Origin of the sequence: Vreelandella azerica, assembly GCF_013112225.1 — a bacterium.
Classification (GTDB): domain Bacteria; phylum Pseudomonadota; class Gammaproteobacteria; order Pseudomonadales; family Halomonadaceae; genus Vreelandella; species Vreelandella azerica.
Window position 1 is genome coordinate 359,892 of record NZ_JABFHI010000001.1, and the last position, 16,507, is coordinate 376,398.

General features: G+C 54.8%; 15 protein-coding genes and 4 pseudogenes. 9 read left to right on the forward strand and 10 right to left on the reverse strand.

What is annotated here, in order from left to right:
* Positions 1-135: 135 nt before the first annotated feature.
* The 3 genes and pseudogenes from HLB35_RS01735 (at position 136) to HLB35_RS01745 (ending at position 4,232) form a co-directional block, all read left to right on the forward strand.
* Complete coding sequence (locus tag HLB35_RS01735) at positions 136-2,151, forward strand: DUF1266 domain-containing protein (protein WP_235936937.1); 2,016 nt, start codon at positions 136-138, stop codon at positions 2,149-2,151.
* Positions 2,152-2,266: 115 nt separating this feature from the next.
* Positions 2,267-2,950 (forward strand): C40 family peptidase, encoded by a 684-nt coding sequence (locus HLB35_RS01740; protein WP_328730762.1) that lies wholly within the window; start codon positions 2,267-2,269, stop codon positions 2,948-2,950.
* Positions 2,951-2,967: 17 nt separating this feature from the next.
* Positions 2,968-4,232, forward strand: a pseudogene (locus HLB35_RS01745) (MFS transporter).
* 2 nt (positions 4,233-4,234) lie between these two features.
* Here HLB35_RS01745 and HLB35_RS01750 read toward each other — a convergent pair.
* Positions 4,235-4,717 (reverse strand): FKBP-type peptidyl-prolyl cis-trans isomerase, encoded by a 483-nt coding sequence (locus HLB35_RS01750; protein WP_171701274.1) that lies wholly within the window; start codon positions 4,715-4,717, stop codon positions 4,235-4,237.
* Between the two features lie 182 nt (positions 4,718-4,899).
* Between HLB35_RS01750 and HLB35_RS01755 the strand changes: the two genes are divergently transcribed.
* Entirely contained in the window at positions 4,900-5,181 is a 282-nt protein-coding gene (locus tag HLB35_RS01755; RefSeq protein ID WP_171701275.1) for a hypothetical protein, read from the forward strand.
* 131 nt (positions 5,182-5,312) lie between these two features.
* Here the strand turns inward: HLB35_RS01755 and HLB35_RS01760 are convergent, their stop codons facing one another.
* The 6 genes and pseudogenes from HLB35_RS01760 to HLB35_RS18685 all read right to left on the reverse strand — a co-directional run bounded on the left by HLB35_RS01760 (position 5,313) and on the right by HLB35_RS18685 (position 9,883).
* Entirely contained in the window at positions 5,313-5,780 is a 468-nt protein-coding gene (locus HLB35_RS01760) for an outer membrane lipoprotein (protein ID WP_171701276.1), read from the reverse strand.
* A gap of 234 nt (positions 5,781-6,014) precedes the next feature.
* Positions 6,015-6,323 (reverse strand): AzlD family protein, encoded by a 309-nt coding sequence (locus tag HLB35_RS01765; protein ID WP_171701277.1) that lies wholly within the window; start codon positions 6,321-6,323, stop codon positions 6,015-6,017.
* The gene (locus tag HLB35_RS18040; protein WP_328730766.1) at positions 6,313-6,579 is read right to left on the reverse strand and encodes a hypothetical protein; all 267 of its coding nucleotides are present in this window, start codon (positions 6,577-6,579) and stop codon (positions 6,313-6,315) included. Before HLB35_RS18040 ends, HLB35_RS01765 begins: the two co-directional genes overlap by 11 nt.
* Entirely contained in the window at positions 6,576-7,046 is a 471-nt protein-coding gene (locus tag HLB35_RS18045; RefSeq protein WP_328730768.1) for an AzlC family ABC transporter permease, read from the reverse strand. The genes HLB35_RS18040 and HLB35_RS18045 overlap by 4 nt, the downstream gene beginning before the upstream one ends.
* Before the next feature lie 247 nt (positions 7,047-7,293).
* Positions 7,294-8,891 (reverse strand): annotated as a pseudogene (locus tag HLB35_RS01775) (isocitrate lyase).
* Positions 8,892-9,589: 698 nt separating this feature from the next.
* Entirely contained in the window at positions 9,590-9,883 is a 294-nt protein-coding gene (locus HLB35_RS18685) for a phage integrase N-terminal SAM-like domain-containing protein (RefSeq protein ID WP_422822403.1), read from the reverse strand.
* 263 nt (positions 9,884-10,146) lie between these two features.
* On the opposite strand from HLB35_RS18685, the gene HLB35_RS01785 reads away from it, so the two are divergent.
* From HLB35_RS01785 to HLB35_RS01805, 5 genes and pseudogenes are all read left to right on the forward strand, one after another.
* A complete protein-coding gene (locus tag HLB35_RS01785; RefSeq protein ID WP_171701278.1) occupies positions 10,147-10,410 on the forward strand; it encodes a BrnT family toxin in 264 nt (87 codons plus the stop codon).
* A complete protein-coding gene (gene brnA / locus HLB35_RS01790) occupies positions 10,400-10,669 on the forward strand; it encodes a type II toxin-antitoxin system BrnA family antitoxin (protein WP_171701279.1) in 270 nt (89 codons plus the stop codon). The genes HLB35_RS01785 and brnA overlap by 11 nt, the downstream gene beginning before the upstream one ends.
* Before the next feature lie 581 nt (positions 10,670-11,250).
* Positions 11,251-12,501: a group II intron reverse transcriptase/maturase gene (gene ltrA, locus HLB35_RS01795; protein WP_171701280.1), complete on the forward strand. Its 1,251-nt coding sequence runs from the start codon at positions 11,251-11,253 to the stop codon at positions 12,499-12,501.
* 135 nt (positions 12,502-12,636) lie between these two features.
* Positions 12,637-12,947, forward strand: a pseudogene (locus tag HLB35_RS18690) (transposase); the annotation flags it as partial.
* Between the two features lie 159 nt (positions 12,948-13,106).
* Positions 13,107-13,319 carry a helix-turn-helix domain-containing protein gene (locus HLB35_RS01805; RefSeq protein WP_216601350.1) on the forward strand — a complete coding sequence of 71 codons (213 nt, stop codon included), beginning with the start codon at positions 13,107-13,109 and terminating at the stop codon, positions 13,317-13,319.
* A gap of 34 nt (positions 13,320-13,353) precedes the next feature.
* Here the strand turns inward: HLB35_RS01805 and HLB35_RS01810 are convergent, their stop codons facing one another.
* The 3 genes and pseudogenes from HLB35_RS01810 to purB all read right to left on the reverse strand — a co-directional run bounded on the left by HLB35_RS01810 (position 13,354) and on the right by purB (position 16,410).
* Positions 13,354-13,797, reverse strand: a complete 444-nt coding sequence (locus tag HLB35_RS01810; RefSeq protein WP_171701281.1) for a GNAT family N-acetyltransferase — start codon at positions 13,795-13,797, stop codon at positions 13,354-13,356.
* The gene (locus HLB35_RS01815) at positions 13,794-14,975 is read right to left on the reverse strand and encodes a cupin domain-containing protein (protein ID WP_171701282.1); all 1,182 of its coding nucleotides are present in this window, start codon (positions 14,973-14,975) and stop codon (positions 13,794-13,796) included. Before HLB35_RS01815 ends, HLB35_RS01810 begins: the two co-directional genes overlap by 4 nt.
* A gap of 50 nt (positions 14,976-15,025) precedes the next feature.
* Positions 15,026-16,410: pseudogene (gene purB / locus HLB35_RS01820) on the reverse strand (adenylosuccinate lyase).
* Positions 16,411-16,507: the final 97 nt, after the last annotated feature.

Consider the following 16,507-nt stretch of genomic DNA (forward strand, 5'->3'; position numbering starts at 1 on the left):
GGCTGGCCGCTGCCACCTGGGTTACACTATGTGCCCCTTATGAGCTGGCACTGTCAAAAAAATGGTGCCAGGCCACTCCTGAAGCAAGACGAGGTGAATCTTGGTCGATGCGATAACCCCTAGGCGTGATTGCTGATGTCCCGGAAGAGTAATCAAGCATTTCAACACGGGCCACAGGCTGCACAGGCTCGCTGCTGGCGCGTCTGTGCGCTACTCAGGCCGGTTACCGAGTATCCGGGTGGCCGCAACGCTTGGCCGGACGCAGCACAGTGGCTGCATTCGGCCTGGGAGGTCAACGACCGTGACACCCTGATGACGGCGCTACTGTGGCTGAGTGCCCAGGGTGAGCGTCAGCGCTGGGACGTTGAAGCGCGCTTGCTGAAAACCCTGGATGACGCCGAGCATAACGCCTGGCTGGATGAACATCAGGAAGCGCCGCACGCCCGCCTTCTATCTACGTTTATTGCCCAGCAAGAGCCGCTTGACTGGGCCGCCTGGGATTGGCTGCGCATGGCTGAGCTGGCCTGGGCGGGTGCGTGTTGTGGCTATCTTACCCAGCAGGATGCCGACCATTTTGCGGCCCATGCAGTAGATCTCTTGAGCCAGCGCTATAAGGATTGGACGGAGTTGGTTGACGCTTTTGCGCGTGGCTTGAGCCTGTTCGAAGGCGAAGATCGCCGCAGCGTTGGCTGTTCGGCTAATGAACAGCAGTTGTTGACGTCTGCCCACAGCCCTTGGGCCGAGCCACTGCAGAGCCTTTTGGACAGCGAGGTACGCGATGCCTCTCGCAAGGCAATACGGCGTTGGCGCGAGAGCCCTTACCATTGGTTGCTGGCCCTGGCCGGCGTGCGTGAGCCTGAACTGATGCTGCGCCAGGGTGGGGTTGCTCTGGTGCTGCCGGAGGCCAGGCGCATGGAAGTGGCACATTTTCTGCAGGACACCTTGGGGCTGCATGCGGATGAAGGGGCAGCAGCGCTGGCGCGTTACTGGTTGCCCGCTCAGGCGCACCATCTTAACCAGCTGGCGGCGGATGCCGCTCATGGTATCTGGCCACCGCTTAACAGTATATTTGGTGAACCTGACCCTCAATGGCAGGAGCAGCGTGGTGCGCTGAAAGCGATCAGTCGCCATTCGGCGACGATTCATATGGCCGAAAAGTTCGCCTTTTATCTGCATATGGCGCTGGATAGCCAGCTGTTTGATCAGGCCGAACTGCTGGATTATGTTGATGCGCTGAAAAGCAGCCTGTGCCGTTTTTATCCTGATGCACATACCTTGCTCAAGGCTTGGCTGGCTTGGGAGCAGTGCCTGCCGGAAGCTGACAGCCAGTCGCTGGTGCATGAAATTGCCTGGCATCTTGATGACCCTGGTAGCCTGTTCAACTGGCTCGACTGGCAGCCCGGTGCCTGGCGTGAACCCGGTGTGCGGCCAGCCTTGAGCCACTTTACCGCCATGGCACTTGCCGGGCCGCTGAATAGCGCTGCCTGGGGAGAGCCCTATCCGGAAAGTGAGCGTGAACAGCACGAGATTCTGGCCTGGGTCGATAGTCATTATCAGTTAGAGAACGCTGATGAGTTCAAGGAATTTATCCGCTTCATGCTGGAGTCCGGTGATCGTCAGGATTATCAGATCAACTATGCGCCCTATACGCTGAACCCTCAGCGTCTGGATGCCGAGATTGCCATTCTGGAATCAGGGCAGTGTGGCCCGGAAGAACATCAGCACCTGCTGCGCCTGCAACGCGTGCGCGACGACGAAGATGGCTGCAACCAGCTGGATATGACCGCCTGGGACATTGCCCAGGTGGTTGACCTGGCGATTGCCGGACGGCAACTGGGCTGGCTGACGCTGGCTCAGTTTAATCGCCTGCTGGATCAGGCTTATGCACTGGCAAGCAAGCATTACAGCAGCTGGCAGACATATGCCGAGGGGCTGTACGCCGGTTTTTCATTTTTTATGGGTGACACTCCTGAGCGCGACAGTTTCCTGGCCGGTCTACGCCAGGCTCTGACTGCTTGGCTATGTGCTGCCCCCTCTTGGCCGGCCCCTGGGCAAGCCTGGATTTTCCGGGCAATAAACCGCGCCATTTTGCGCCACTGCATATTGATACCTTACCGGGTGATCAACGCACGCTTCATTAACAAGGGCTAATTAAAGGTCTGTTTCATTCGCCAATACGGGGTGTTTTCGCTTATAGTCCTGTTTATACAAAATCAGGGATTTACAGCCAGTGTTAAAACACGGCTGGATGAGAGGAAAAAGTGGCATGGTTGCGTTTATGAATTTTACCAATGGGGAAAGCCGTTCCTTAAATGGGATCTTGCCAGTTGCGGGCAACAAGGTCTTACAGAGTGTGTGTCTGGCGAGCACTATACTCGTTATTACTGGCTGCGCCAGTTCCACCAAGCAGGCCAATACTGCTGCACCGGACAACTACTTTGCCATGTCACTACCGGATATGCCGGGCGGCCATGATCTGATGATGTCGCCTGCGGATCATTCAACCACGTTACTGGATTATGGCTCTTCCTCTACATCTGCCGCAGTGCGTCAGGCCTTGTTGGCCCAGCATCAGCGTTGGGTAGGTACGCCTTACCGCTTGGGTGGAACCAATGAGCGGGGCATCGACTGTTCGGCTCTCATCCAGAATGTGTATCGTGATACGTTCAATGTGCAATTGCCGCGTACGACTCGCCAACAGGTCAAGCAAGGGCGTCAGGTTGACCGTAGTGAACTACAGCCCGGAGACCTGGTGTTTTTCAACCCACCTGGGGTTGGTCGGCATGCCGGTATATACATTGGCAGCGGACGCTTCATGCATGCTTCTTCATCGAAAGGGGTGATGATCTCGCGCCTGGATAACAGCTATTGGCAGCGTTATTACTGGCAGTCTCGACGCACCTTGGAACCTACCCATCTGGCTGGGTTGGCTGATTCACTACAGCGTTAAAGCTTTAAGGGGAGGGTATGATTGAAGCCAGAACAGCCGCTTGGTGGCGGGCAACCGCTGCACTTTGCCTTGGCTCGTTTGTTGTCTTTATCAATCTATACGTTCCCCAGCCGCTACTTCCAGAATTACGTGAAGCCTACGGCATCTCAACCCTGGGTGTCAGCCTGGTGATGTCGATCGCCACCTTGTCACTGGCGCTATCGCTTCTGGTATTTGGCCCGTTATCGGATGCCATTGGCCGAGAGCGTATCATGCGCTACACCCTGTTTATCGCAGGCCTGTGTTCTTTGCTGCTGGCCTTTGCCCCTAATATTGAAACCCTTCTGGCGCTGCGCTTTGTGCAGGGCTTTTTTCTTGGCGGCTTGCCCGCCGTCGCGATTGCCTGGATGGGTGATGAGTTTGACCGGCCGGCGCTACTCAGCGCCGTCGGACTATATATTGGCGCCAATTCGCTAGGGGGCATCAGCGGGCGTGTCATTGGGGGCAGTGTGGCCCAGTGGGGCGGTGCCAGTGCGGCATTTATGACGGTGGGGCTGATGACGCTTGTGGGCGGTATGCTGTTCTGGCGTCTGCTGCCTCGCAGTCGTGCTTTTCGCCCTCAGCCTTTCCATCTGCCCAAAGCACTGCAAGGGCTCTTGGATCACCTGCGTTCCCCTGTGCTGATTGCTGCCTATGCCTTGGGCGGTATTAACTTTCTGATTTTTATCAATCAGTACAGCTATGTAACCTTCCGTCTCTCTGAAGCGCCTTATCAACTGGCAGCCACCAGCCTGGGGCTGATTTTTCTGACTTACTTGGGGGCACTCTGGGGTCGGCGCTATCTGGGCGGTTGGCCAGCCGTTTTTCCCCTGCACGCTGCATCGTCCTTGGCGTTGTGATTCTGATGACCGGCACCGCTGTGACCTTGTTTGAATCATTGGCGCTGATCATTGTGGGCTTGACGATCAATGCCTTTGGCTTTTTTCTTGCTCATTCGCTGGCATCGGGCTGGGTGGGGCGCTATGCCAAAGGCGCACGGGGCAGTGCGTCTGCGCTGTATCTGGTGTTTTATTATGTAGGTGCCAGCCTGGGTGGGTTCTGGCTGGAGCCCTTTTGGCGCTGGGCAGGCTGGCCGGGCGTTGCCATAGGCTCTTGGCTGCTGTTGACGATCACGCTGCTGATCGCGATGCGCATGTGGCAAATGGAGCGCTCTCAGGGTAAGGCGCCAACAAAAAAGCGGCCTCTTAAGGCCGCTTTCTGTTCGCTTGGCAATGCATGCCAAGCGGTATTTCGACAACAGTAGAATCAGTGTTCTACGCCGCCTTCTCCATGTACATGGCCGTGCTCGACTTCTTCTTCACTGGCTTCACGAACGGTGGCAATTTCGACATCAAAGTTAAGATGCTGACCTGCCAGCGGGTGATTGCCATCAACAACGACAGTATCGCCTTCAACCTGCTTGACGGTAACCATCAGCGGGCCGCCTTGAGTCTGGGCCTGGAACTGCATGCCGGGTTCTACGCTTTCTACGCCCTGGAAGGCATCACGCGGCACTTCCTGCATCAGCTGTTCCTGAACTTCACCATAGCCTTCTTCAGGGGCTACCTTGACGACCAGTTTTTCACCTGCGCCACGACCTTCGAGTTCTTTTTCCAGGCCAGGGATGATGTTACCTGCGCCGTGCAGATAAGTCAGCGGTTCGCGGCCTTCGGAACTGTCAAGCACCTCACCTGCGTCGTTGGTCAGGGTATAGTGGAAAGCGACAACCGAGTTTTGCGCAATTTGCATTTAATAACCTTTCGGTGAGTGCATGTCCTTATATGGTAACGCGGTAAAGGGGGTTTGTCAGGGGGTAGAGGTGATTTTCGCTTGCCTTTTAAACGTTGGCGGTATTGCGTGATGCTATGCGCAAGGCTACTCTAGCGGGATCAGTTTTAACTCTTTCCCCCTACTACCTTATGGAGCTTGTAATGACGGTTTTTCTGATTTGGGTGATTGCATTCGTGTTGATTGGTTATTTCACCAATAAGCGTTGGGAAAACGGTTTCAGTGACAGCCTGGATAAAATGTTGCCTGAGGTGCTCAAGACCCACGGTGAAAACCGCCTTGTTTGGGTAGGCTCGCTGGCGGTGTTAGGGGCGACGACGTTGGTGCGTCCGGTTGATGTCCTGCTGGTAAGTATCCTGATCGGTATTATTGCGCTGGTGGTTGCCAAACTGGCTGGCTGGGCTGCCGGAAAAGCGGCTCATTAAGACGTCATAAGCATGTGTTGGCAGTATTGAGCAGTATTAAAAAACAGTATGAAAAAACCGGTATGGCTTGCCATACCGGTTTTTGCTTTTCAGCCACATAGCAGTGGTTGTTGAAGCCGTCGGTCTGAAGCCTAGTAGGGCGCGACACTAATATTGCGACCACTGCCAATCAGACGCACACGCTGGCCAGGTTCAAACTGACGATCAGCGCGCTGCACAACCACCAAGTCTTCACCTGAGTCAGTGCGAATTTCCATTTCCCAGGCGTTAATCCGGTTGGCAGCATCTTCAGCGGCGGTACCCGCAAGGGCACCACCGATGGCACCTACTGCTGTAGCAATACGCTGGCCGCTGCCGCCGCCAACCTGGTTACCCAAAAGCCCGCCAATGACAGCGCCACCGCCACCGCCAAGCAGGTTGCCCGTGCGGCTGTCTGCCTGGATCTGCACCTGGCGAATCGCCACGACAGTACCGTATCTTACGCTTTGGGCCGTTTTGGCGTCCTGGCCGCGATAGACGTCACCTGAGTATTGAGAGGTGTTGGCACAGCCCGCCAAGGTCAACAGGCTGAGTGCTGCAATAGGAAGAATACGTTTCATTAAAGCCTCCGATGGCTAATTCCGTTTAATCGTTTATTAATGTCAACGAGACCGCCTGACATATGCCTATGACCACAATCCTGAGGATAGGTGCTACTTCAGACCGTGATTATAGAACGGTGTTCGAAAATTTTCTCGGAAAATGATCTCCCGCTCTGGATTCAGAGTATTATCTCCAGTGTAATCGTTAATAGCGTTAGCACAACCATTCCAGGGTTTTGTGTTGCCATTCGCTCAAAGCTGTCTGAACAGGGCAGCGACCAGGATACCGGCAGCAATGGCGGGAAGGGGCTTTTTAAGCACCAGTACCGTCACAGCCGTAGTCAGCAGGGCAAGGCGTGCGCCGTTATCGCCATTGACGGCCATAGGGGCGAGTATGGCCACAAGAACAGACCCAGACATGGCATGGATAAACTGTTTGACCCGATAGCCAATCGGGATGAACGACATTATATAGACACCGCCCCAGCGGGTTACCAAAGTAACGACGGCCATTATCAAAATGATCAGCAACGTGCCGATGCCAGTGGTTTCAACGAGCATGACCTTGATACCCCCATGCTAGCCCTGCAAGGCCGCCCGCGATGGCGCCTACTATAATGTGGCTGTTTTCAGGCAGAAAGCGATACGCCAGGAGTGACGAAATGGCGGCAACTGACCAGATAAACAGCATACGCAGATTCTTTTCACCATTGACCACCATGGTCAGCAGAAAGCAGCCCATCACCATATCCAGCCCAAAGCGTTTGGGGTCGCTGACAACATTGCCAAAATAGATCCCCAGCCAGGTGCCGATCACCCAGAAAAGCCACAGGGCAAGGCCACCCCCAACAGAATGCCAAAGCCAGGCTTCTCTCGGCTGAAGGCCTGCATTGACATGGCCCAGTTGGCATCCGATGCCACCAGCATGACGCCATAGCGTTTCCCTCTGGGGAGATGATGCAGCCATGGGTAAAGGGTTGCTCCCATCAGTAGGTGGCGGGCATTAATGGCAAACACGGTGATCACCAGCGTAAACAGCGGAATTTCAGCGGCCCACAGATCCAGTGCTGCAAACTGTGAGGTGCCTGCAAACACCAGAGTGCTCATGGCAATCGCCATATTGCCATCGACGCCTGCCTGAGCCGCAGCCAGCCCAAAGGCAGCACCAAAGGCGATCACAAAGAGGGACAGAGGAACCAGCTGTTTGAAGCCGTCCCAGACCAGTGCTCTGTCGAACTGATGCAGTATGACGTCATCGCCTGAGGTGTCTTGCTGTTTGTGCATGGGGCAGCTGCTTTCGAAGAAGGTTAGAAAGAGAGTTTTTGCGGCTGGTGTTAGTGCATGTCACTGTATTTTTATGCTAAAAAGCACTAAGCGCCACATATAACCAGTAATATAGTGCAATTGTATATGATTAGCCTGATTTTTCGACAACAAGACCTATAAATAAAAGCTAAACAAAAAAGGAGGCTCCTGGGAGCCTCCTCGACGTTCATGAATACCGTTGGCGCGATGAGCGCCGAATCAGCGATTAGCCGAACTGGTTCATGGTGTTATCTTTACCGCCTGCTTTCAGTGCTGCATCACCGTGGAAGAATTCCTTGTGATCATCGCCGATATTGGAGCCGGCCATATCCTGGTGACGAACCGTGGCGATGCCCTGACGGATCTCCTGACGCTGAACGCCTGCCACGTAGGCCAGCATGCCTTCGTCGCCAAAGTAGCCCTTGGCCAGGTTGTCGGTAGACAGCGCCGCCGTGTGGTAGGTCGGCAGGGTAATCAGGTGGTGGAAGATACCCGCTTCGCGAGCGCCATCACGCTGGAAGTTACGCGTCCACTCGTCGGCCAGCTGGCCAAGCTCAGTGTTGTCGTACTCTTCGCTCATCAGCTTGTCGCGCTCGTAGGCAGACACATCCTTGCCTTCTTCCTGCCAGGCATCAAACACCTGCTGGCGGAAGTTGAGCGTCCAGTTGAACGACGGAGAGTTGTTGTAGACCAGCTTGGCATCCGGGCAAACTTCACGAATGCGGTTAACCATGCCGGCGATCTGGCCAACGTGAGGCTTCTCGGTCTCGATCCACAAAAGGTCGGCACCGTTTTGCAGGCTGGTGATGCAGTCGAGCACCACACGATCTTCGCCGGTGCCCGGCTTGAACTGGTAAAGGCCGGATGCCAGACGCTTGACCTTTTTCAGCTTGCCTTCTGACTTGATGACCACGTCGCCGTTGTTGATCTCTTCAGGAGAATCAATGAAGTCACCGTCGAGGTAGCTGTTGTACTGGTCGCCCAGGTCACCTGGCTCATTGGTCACAGCAATCTTCTGGGTCAGGCCAGCGCCGAGAGAGTCAGTACGCGCGACGATAACGCCATCTTCAACGCCCAGCTCAAGGAAGGCGTAACGTACGGCATTGATCTTGGCGATGAAGTCCTCGTGAGGAACTGTGACCTTGCCGTCCTGGTGGCCGCACTGCTTCTCATCAGATACCTGGTTTTCAGCTGGATACAGCAGGCACCGGCTTCAATGAACTTCTTGGCCAGCAGGTAGGTGGCTTCAGCGTTACCGAAACCGGCATCAATATCGGCAATGATCGGCACAACATGGGTTTCGTGGCTATCGATCTGCTTGATCAGTTCACGCTGCTTGACCTCGTCACCGGCTTGCTGGGCTTCATCCAGCGCACGGAACAGGTGGTTAAGTTCCCAGGCATCCGCCTGTTTGAGGAAGGTGTAAAGCTCTTCGATCAGGTCAGCGACGGAGGTTTTCTCGTGCATGGACTGATCAGGCAGCGGGCCGAACTCAGAACGCAGAGCGGCAACCATCCAGCCAGAGAGGTAGAGGTAGCTGCGCTTGGTGGTGCCGAAGTGCTTCTTGATCGAGATCAGCTTTTGCTGACCGATAAAGCCATGCCAGCAGCCAAGTGACTGGGTGTACTTTGAGGTGTCAGCATCGTAAGCCGCCATATCTTCACGCATGATCTTGGCAGTGTAACGAGCGATATCCAGGCCGGTATGAAAACGGTTCTGAACGCGCATGCGGGCGGCGTGTTCTGCCGTGATGTTGTCCCACTTGCTGCCTTGCTCATCACGCAGCTGCTTAAGTGCTTTGATTTCGTCGAGTAGACCGGTCATTTGCTATCCCTCAGTGTCATGATTATCGTTCGCAGATACGTAATGGCTAATGCTGCACCTGCGAGATTGCGTCTAGCATCAGTGATTTGGTGGCCTGTGTCTTTTAGTCAAACGTCGCTTATTCAAAGGTCTTAATTTGCGTCGTTTGATCTAATGCCTTTCAGTGATGCGGCGTTGTAGACACTATCGCCCAATCAATGCACTGCAACAATTGCTCCTTGGGGGCAGACAGGGTTGTAGCTTGACTACACGGCTGTCATTAAAGGTGCTGCTATGTAGTGATATTTCCAGAGGGAGGCAAGAATACTAGGGCCTGTTGACGTTTCATCACGGCCGCGACAGAGGCTCTTTTGGTGCAGAACAAGGCGTGAGGAGCGTGGTTGGGTGGCTCCCAATCAGCGACAAACAACGCAGGGCTGTGCCAAAAGGGCCCTGTCCCTTCGGGTTGCACGCCAAAGAACGCCATGCGGCGTTGCGCCACTCGGTAAGGGCACCACCATTGCCGTCGTGTCGCGCCTTGCCTGACGCTCTTTGGCGCAGCAACGCGGTTCGCGATGAAACATCAACAGGCCCTAAATAGCACTGTGTGTTTCGATGCAGATACGTTAGATAACCTTTAACCTGTTTATAGCATACTTGTGGGTCTAAGCTTCAAAGAGGGGCAGCCCTGCGAGGTTGAGCTGGTAGAGAAAACACGATCACGGCGCAGGCCGGCTGTAACCGCCAGGGAAGAGGCTGAAGACCAGCATCCTCTTGCGGTAGCGTGCCCGAATTCCACGATTTCCCTTATCCCAGAGGGCTGCGCAAGAACCTGATGATAAAGGAAGACGATAGCATTCAGTGCCTGGTTCTGGGTGGCGCAAACGATGGAAGCGAATGAAGTAGCGTAACCAATAACAGTAAGTTTTTTCGGTATGCGGGCTACAGCGCTTCACCCACATGGTAGCTTTGACACGGTCCATCAACTTTGGCGGCTTGGTCTGCGTATCCATACGATGGCTCTCTTTTTGTATATTTATACAGTGTTATTGACTCCGGCAAAACGCGCAAGCGCGCGAATTCTGGATAGGTGGCCTAGCTATATTTAGGTGTTAGAAAAATCAATGGGTTGGAAGAAATGGAGCGCGTCGGATAATATTATTGAACGCGCAAGATTGTTCACCCAATATCAGGATGTGCAGTCCAATCACTGTTAGCAGTTTCACTACTCCTCCCACATCTTGCGAGATGAGTAAAAAAGGAATAATTTGTACTCATGGATGAGTTTGAATTCGACGAAGCCAAAAGCCAGGCCAACTTGGACAAGCACGGTATAGATTTCGTTGCTGCCCAAGGGCTGTGGAAAGATCCATACCTGCTGGAGATCCGCGCAAAATCAGAGGATGAGCAGCGGTTTTTGCTGATAGGCAAGCTTGGTGAAAAGCATTGGTCGGCTGTCGTCACATACAGGGATGCTCGTATTCGTCTGATTTCAGTCAGACGTTCTCGCAAGAAGGAGGTTGAGCTCTATGAAAGCTAAAGACTTCGATAAAAAGTTTGAGGAAGGTCAGGACGACATTGTTGATGACCTTGACCTGTCCTCGGCTCGCCGCGTTAATCAGGATCAAAAGAGAATCAACGTCGATTTTCCCGCTTGGGTTGTCGAGTCGTTGGACCGTGAGGCTGCGCGCATAGGCGTTACCCGCCAATCGATCATCAAGGTGTGGCTGGTGGAGCGTCTTCAGGCAGAATCTGCTAACAAGACGCTCAATGGTGACGCCGCAGACGGCGCACATTAGCGGAGCGTTGAGGCTGTAGAAAGTGTGCCGCAGGCACACGGAAGAGCTGTTGATTCTTGGCATTTTCTTCGGTGTAGAAGCTGCATGAAAGATGAAGGTGGGCCCTTCGAAGTCGGCTTTCAGGAGCGGGCTTCAAACCACCCCAAGCTGCGTTGGTAAAGAGCCAAGGTAGTGAGCGTTGGGGTCAAAACCGCGAGAGAACATCTCGGGTAGGTGTGGATTAGAGAGACGAACGCAAGTGAACCCCCGTTGACGCGTCGTTATTCAGAGACCCGCTGTCAAAACCAGAGGCGTTTCTACCTTCTGGGACAAGCTTGTCGGACACCTGATTACTGGACAAGCGGCAGCCGGCGTATAGGGGGCGTGAATCTGATTCAGGCTTTTGTGCGGAACTGCGGGAACCAGTCGTTCCGATGTTAAGGGAGAAGCACAAGTGGCTAAAACCACAAGGCGAGAGTACCGATGCGGAGCACTGGGACGGACCGAGTTGTAGTAGTGATGAAGGCCGGTAATGCGGCTGGAGCGAAGGACTCGGATCAAGTGGTTGTACTTGGCGTCCAACTGGACACAGGAGGAGACGGATGAGTGCAACAAAGTCATACACCATTGATAAGTGGTCAGTGTACAACGCCTATAAGGCAGTGAAGGCCAATGCGGGCGCTGCGGGTGTGGATCGGCAGTCACTTGCGGAGTTCGAGGCAGATCTGAGGAGTAATCTGTACAAGATCTGGAATCGGATGTCGTCAGGGACATACTTCCCACCGGCTGTGAAAGCTGTGGCCATCCCTAAAAAGAGCGGTGGGGAGCGCATCTTGGGTATTCCCACCGTAGCTGATCGCGTGGCTCAAATGGTAGTCAAACGGGAGATTGAACCTGTTATCGAAGCCTGTTTCTTTCCAGACTCCTACGGCTACCGGCCCGGAAAATCGGCGCTGGATGCTGTAGGTATCACGCGTGAGCGATGTTGGCGATACGATTGGGTTCTTGAGTTCGACATCAAAGGCCTGTTTGACAACATAGACCATGAGTTGCTGCGCAAGGCGCTTCGAAAGCATGTGCACTGTGAATGGGCGAGCCTATACATAGACCGGTGGCTAACGGCCCCCATGCAGTTGGTGGATGGAACCCAGGAGATCCGTTCTCGGGGAACTCCCCAAGGGGGCGTGGTCAGTCCGCTGTTGGCTAACCTATTCATGCATTATGCCTTTGATCTCTGGATGGGGAGAACATTTCCGGGGGCACCTTGGTGCCGGTATGCGGATGATGGACTGGTGCATTGTCGAACCGAACATGAGGCCCTGGCTGTCAGGGCTGAGTTGGAACAGCGGCTACGGGAATGCGGCCTGGAAATGCATCCGGTGAAGACCAAGATTGCTTACTGCAAGGACGGGAAACGCAGAAGGCAGTACCCAAACACGCAGTTTGATTTTCTTGGGTATACCTTCAGGCCACGACTGGTGAAGAACCGCAAACGAAACAGCATGTTTGTGAATTTTACGCCAGCGGTCAGCCAAGCGGCTATGAAGTCCATGCGGCAAACAACCCGGAGATTGAACTATCGCAATCGTTCCAACCTGAGTCTGGCTGATATATCGCGACTACATAACCCGATTCTTCGGGGGTGGCTGGCGTACTATGGGAGGTTCTATCCTTCCGCCATGTACCCGGTGCTGCGACATTTCAACCGGACGTTGGTGGCCTGGGCGATGAAGAAGTTCAAGCGCTTAAAAGGCCGGAAAATGCGGGCAAGTCAGCTTTTGAGAACACTGGCCAAGACCCGACCTTCCCTGTTTGTACATTGGCAGCGAGGTATGGTGGGTGACTTTGCTTGATGGGAGCGGTGTGAGTCGAGAGGCTCACGCACCGTTCTGAGAGAGGCCGAGGGTGCAATTCCCTTGGTCTACTCACCAACGCCATTGATACCTGGTTTTTGGTAGGATCAAGCAAACAGACACGGAGTCATCACCATGCTGTGCTTCAAGGCTTATAACGACGACCAGAACGCCATTGTAGTGATCAACTAACAAGATCAACTCCAGCCAGGCACCTTTGAGCACGCCGTGCATTATCTGATCGAGCACAAGATCGACTTGTTGGTTCTAAGTATCGCAACGACGCGATCGGGTGGTTGGCTTATGATCCGGCTATTTTGTTGAAGATCATCCTGTTTGCCTACTCTAAAGGCATCACCTCCAGCCGTGAGATGCCGTGGTGCTGCGAGACCAATATTATTTTTAAAGCACTCTCCTGCGATACCGCCAACCGGACAACTATCCTGCCAGAGGGGGTGGTGAAAGTTCTCAGGCTCTGGAGCCACTACGAATAATGCATAACCAACTGCTGTTGCCAGACAATTTCTCTACCGCTTCGCGGCCCCAAAATTGCCGCACTTCGTTGGTCGGCTCAAGATAAAGGCAAAAGCGGTCGGATAGAAAAAGTGATCGTTCATGAATTCGGGCCAGTAGAGGTCAAGAAGATTCGCTCCCAGTTGGGCATGTCTCAGAATGAATTTGCCTCGGCCTTTGGAACCAGCGTCAGTACACTGCGCCATTGGGAGCGTGGTGACCGAGCGCCCCGTGGTCCGGCTCTAGTGTTGCTGAATGTGGTCTGTAAAGAGCTCAAAGCCGTATTAAAGGCGCTTAGTGCATAAGAGAAAAATGCTAATAATCGAAGGCAGTGGAGCATTATGCCGTCGATAAGAAAAGCACCATCTCGCGGTGAGGAATACCGGCATCCATGAAGGTGTCGCCGTAGGCGACAAAGCCTAGATGTTCATAGAACGCCAAGGCATGCAGCTGGGCGCTGAGCACTACCTTGGCGTGGCCCTGCTGGCGAGCAGCGTCAATGGCGGCTTGCATCAAGGCAACGCCGACCCCCTTGCCGCGTTGCTCAGTCAGCACAGCTACCCGGCCGATATGGCCATCCGGTAGCAGGCGCGCCGTGCCGATGGGGCTGGTTTGATCGCCATCCGCGTTCTGCCAGGCAATAAAATGGGTGCATTGGTCGTCCATGCCATCCCATTCTTCCTCTTCTGGCACCTGCTGCTCGATAACAAAGACAAGGCGCCGGATGGGTGCCGCATATGACCCGAGCGCTTCCCAGCGCCCGGTTTCAATAGTCAGGGTCACTCGTCGTCATCCTCCTCCTGGGGCCAGTAGAGGCTGCCGACATTCACCAGTTGGGTCAGCAAGGCATCGGCGCCAGCCAGACTCAGGACATCTTCATGAATCGGTGCCGGGTCGGCCAGGCGCTGAGCCAGCTCGCGGCTGCAGGGGTAGCCATCGCCATCGGCAAACAGGGTGACGGTATCACCATCGGCGCGCCAGGCCAGACGTGAGCCTGGGGCATGATAGAGCGGTGAGCCAGCTTGTAGCGCAGCAACAAGCTCAGGCACGCTCAAGGGCGGATCATGCGGCACCAGTTGGTCAACGTATTTGGGCTGGGTCATCACACGGCCAAACCACTGGCTGAGTTGAGTCGGGTTATCCAGGGTTTCAAGAATCAGCTGACGCATGCGCTCCAGCGCGGCATCGTCAATCTCGCTGGCGTCGTCAGCCGGCGCCATGGCGGCATCGCTGTAGCGTTGGGAGGGCAGCAGCTGCTCGCCCAAGTAGTCCGCATAAGAAGTAACGGCTTCATCCGCGGAAGGCGCGCGGAAACCGACGGAAATGGTCATGCAGTCATCGGTCTGGCTGACGCCGTGGTGCGCCCAGCCCGGCGGCAGGTAGAGCATGTCGCCAGGTTCCAGCACCCAGTCAGAGCCGGCTTCAACCTCGAAATCCTTGAGGATACGCAAGTCGATGCCGGGAATGATGGCCGCATCGTCGGCGGTCTTGCCGCCCAGTTGCCAGCGGCGCTGGCCGCTGGCCTGGAGCAGAAACACATCATACTGGTCAATATGCGGGCCAACGCTGCCGCCGGGAGGTGCATAGCTGATCATTATGTCATCCAGGCGCCAGCGGGGCAGGAAATCAAACTCATCCATCAGGGCCGCCACCGAAGGCACATAGTGGTCAACGGCTTGCACCAGCAGGCTCCACTTTTCCTCAGGCAGGCGTTCAAAGGTGGCGTCATCAAAGGGCCCATGGGAAACCTGCCAGGGGCCGTTGGGGCCATTTTCCTCAACCAGGCGTGCTTCTATGCCTTCTTCACAGGCCAGCCCGGCCAGCTCGTCAGCCTCCAGCGGGCTGAGAAAGTCGGGAAAGGCGCCGCGAATAAGCAGCGGCTTCTGTTGCCAGTATTCGGCCATAAATTCAGCCGGGGTAAGATCCCCTAGCAGGGTAAGCGGCTTATCGCGTTGGCTCATGGCTATGTCCTGTTGATGATGTGGCAAAAAATAAAATCAGTGATGCTGGATTACAAGGCTTCAATATGAGCCAGCAGCGCCTTGGCCTGTGCTTCCGCGTTGCCGATATAACGGGCAGGCGAGAGTTCTTTCAGGTTGTGTTTAACGTCTTCGGGTAACGCCAGCGTATCAATGAAGGCAGCAAAACCGGCTTGATCAATGCGCTTGCCACGGGTCAGTTCCTTGAGTTTTTCGTAGGGCTTTTCAATGTTGTAACGACGCATGACGGTCTGGATCGGCTCGGCGAGGACTTCCCAGCTGTTGTCCAGGTCGGCATCAAGGCGTTCCGGGTTGGCTTCGAGTTTGCTGATGCCTTTCAGTGAGGCATGGTAGGCGATCAGCCCATAGGCCAGGCCAACGCCCAGGTTACGCAAGACGGTGGAATCAGTCAGGTCGCGCTGCCAGCGTGAAATCGGCAGCTTCTGGCCCAGGTGGGCAAGAATCGCGTTGGCCAGGCCCAGGTTGCCTTCGGAGTTTTCGAAGTCAATCGGGTTGACCTTGTGCGGCATGGTGGATGAGCCGATTTCACCTTCCACGGTTTTCTGCTTGAAGTAACCGAGTGAAATGTAGCCCCAGACGTCGCGGTCAAAATCGATCAGGATGGTATTGAAACGGCAGATGGCATCAAACAGTTCGGCGATATAGTCGTGGGGTTCGATCTGGGTGGTGTAGGGGTTGAAGCTCAGCCCCAGGCCTTCCACAAAGGTGCGGGCGTTGGCTTCCCAGTCAATTTCCGGGTAGGTCGTCAGGTGAGCATTGTAGTTGCCCACCGCGCCGTTGATCTTGCCAAGAATGGCCACGCTTTCGATCTGTTTCAGCTGGCGCTTCAGGCGGTAGGCGACGTTGGCCATTTCCTTGCCCAGGGTAGTGGGGCTGGCGGTCTGGCCATGGGTGCGTGAGAGCATCGGCTGGCTCGCATGCTCGTCGGCCAGACGGGCAATTTCATCAGCCACCTGATGCATGTTGGGCAGCAAAGCGGCCAAACCGTCTGCCAGCATCACGCCATAGGAAAGGTTGTTGATGTCTTCACTGGTGCAGGCAAAGTGGATAAATTCAGTGACCGCGTGGAGCTCAGGCTGATCGGCTACCTTTTCCTTGAGAAAGTACTCAACCGCTTTCACATCGTGATTGGTGGTGCGTTCGATATCCTTGATACGTTGGGCATCGTCAACCGAGAAATCACGGATCAGGCTTTCCAGAAAGGCGGTGGCCTGCGCTGAAAGCGGGGGACGTCAACAATCTGGGTGTGTTCAGCCAGCCGCTGCAGCCAGCGCACCTCAACAATCACGCGGGCACGGATCAGGCCAAACTCACTGAAATGTTCGCGCAGCGATTCGGCTTTTGAGGCATAGCGGCCGTCAACAGGGGAAAGGGCAGTCAAGGCAGAGAGTTGCATGGGCAGTGATTCCAGGTCGTCAGCAAAAAGTCGTAAAATGAATTATCGTGTTGAAAATAAACGCTAGTCTTGAAAATAGACCACAGTTTTGAAAAAT

Bases quoted from the DNA above. Each gene is read 5' to 3' on its own strand.
- HLB35_RS01760 (WP_171701276.1), bottom strand. From the start codon at position 5,780: ATGAAACGTATTCTTCCTATTGCAGCACTCAGCCTGTTGACCTTGGCG.
- HLB35_RS01750 (WP_171701274.1), bottom strand. From the start codon at position 4,717: ATGCAAATTGCGCAAAACTCGGTTGTCGCTTTCCACTATACCCTGACC.
- HLB35_RS18685 (WP_422822403.1), bottom strand. From the start codon at position 9,883: ATGGATACGCAGACCAAGCCGCCAAAGTTGATGGACCGTGTCAAAGCT.
- brnA (WP_171701279.1), top strand. From the start codon at position 10,400: ATGAAAGCTAAAGACTTCGATAAAAAGTTTGAGGAAGGTCAGGACGAC.
- HLB35_RS01735 (WP_235936937.1), top strand. From the start codon at position 136: ATGTCCCGGAAGAGTAATCAAGCATTTCAACACGGGCCACAGGCTGCA.
- HLB35_RS01785 (WP_171701278.1), top strand. From the start codon at position 10,147: ATGGATGAGTTTGAATTCGACGAAGCCAAAAGCCAGGCCAACTTGGAC.
- ltrA (WP_171701280.1), top strand. From the start codon at position 11,251: ATGAGTGCAACAAAGTCATACACCATTGATAAGTGGTCAGTGTACAAC.
- HLB35_RS01765 (WP_171701277.1), bottom strand. From the start codon at position 6,323: ATGCTCGTTGAAACCACTGGCATCGGCACGTTGCTGATCATTTTGATA.
- HLB35_RS01740 (WP_328730762.1), top strand. From the start codon at position 2,267: ATGGTTGCGTTTATGAATTTTACCAATGGGGAAAGCCGTTCCTTAAAT.
- HLB35_RS01755 (WP_171701275.1), top strand. From the start codon at position 4,900: ATGACGGTTTTTCTGATTTGGGTGATTGCATTCGTGTTGATTGGTTAT.
- HLB35_RS01815 (WP_171701282.1), bottom strand. From the start codon at position 14,975: ATGAGCCAACGCGATAAGCCGCTTACCCTGCTAGGGGATCTTACCCCG.
- HLB35_RS18045 (WP_328730768.1), bottom strand. From the start codon at position 7,046: ATGCACAAACAGCAAGACACCTCAGGCGATGACGTCATACTGCATCAG.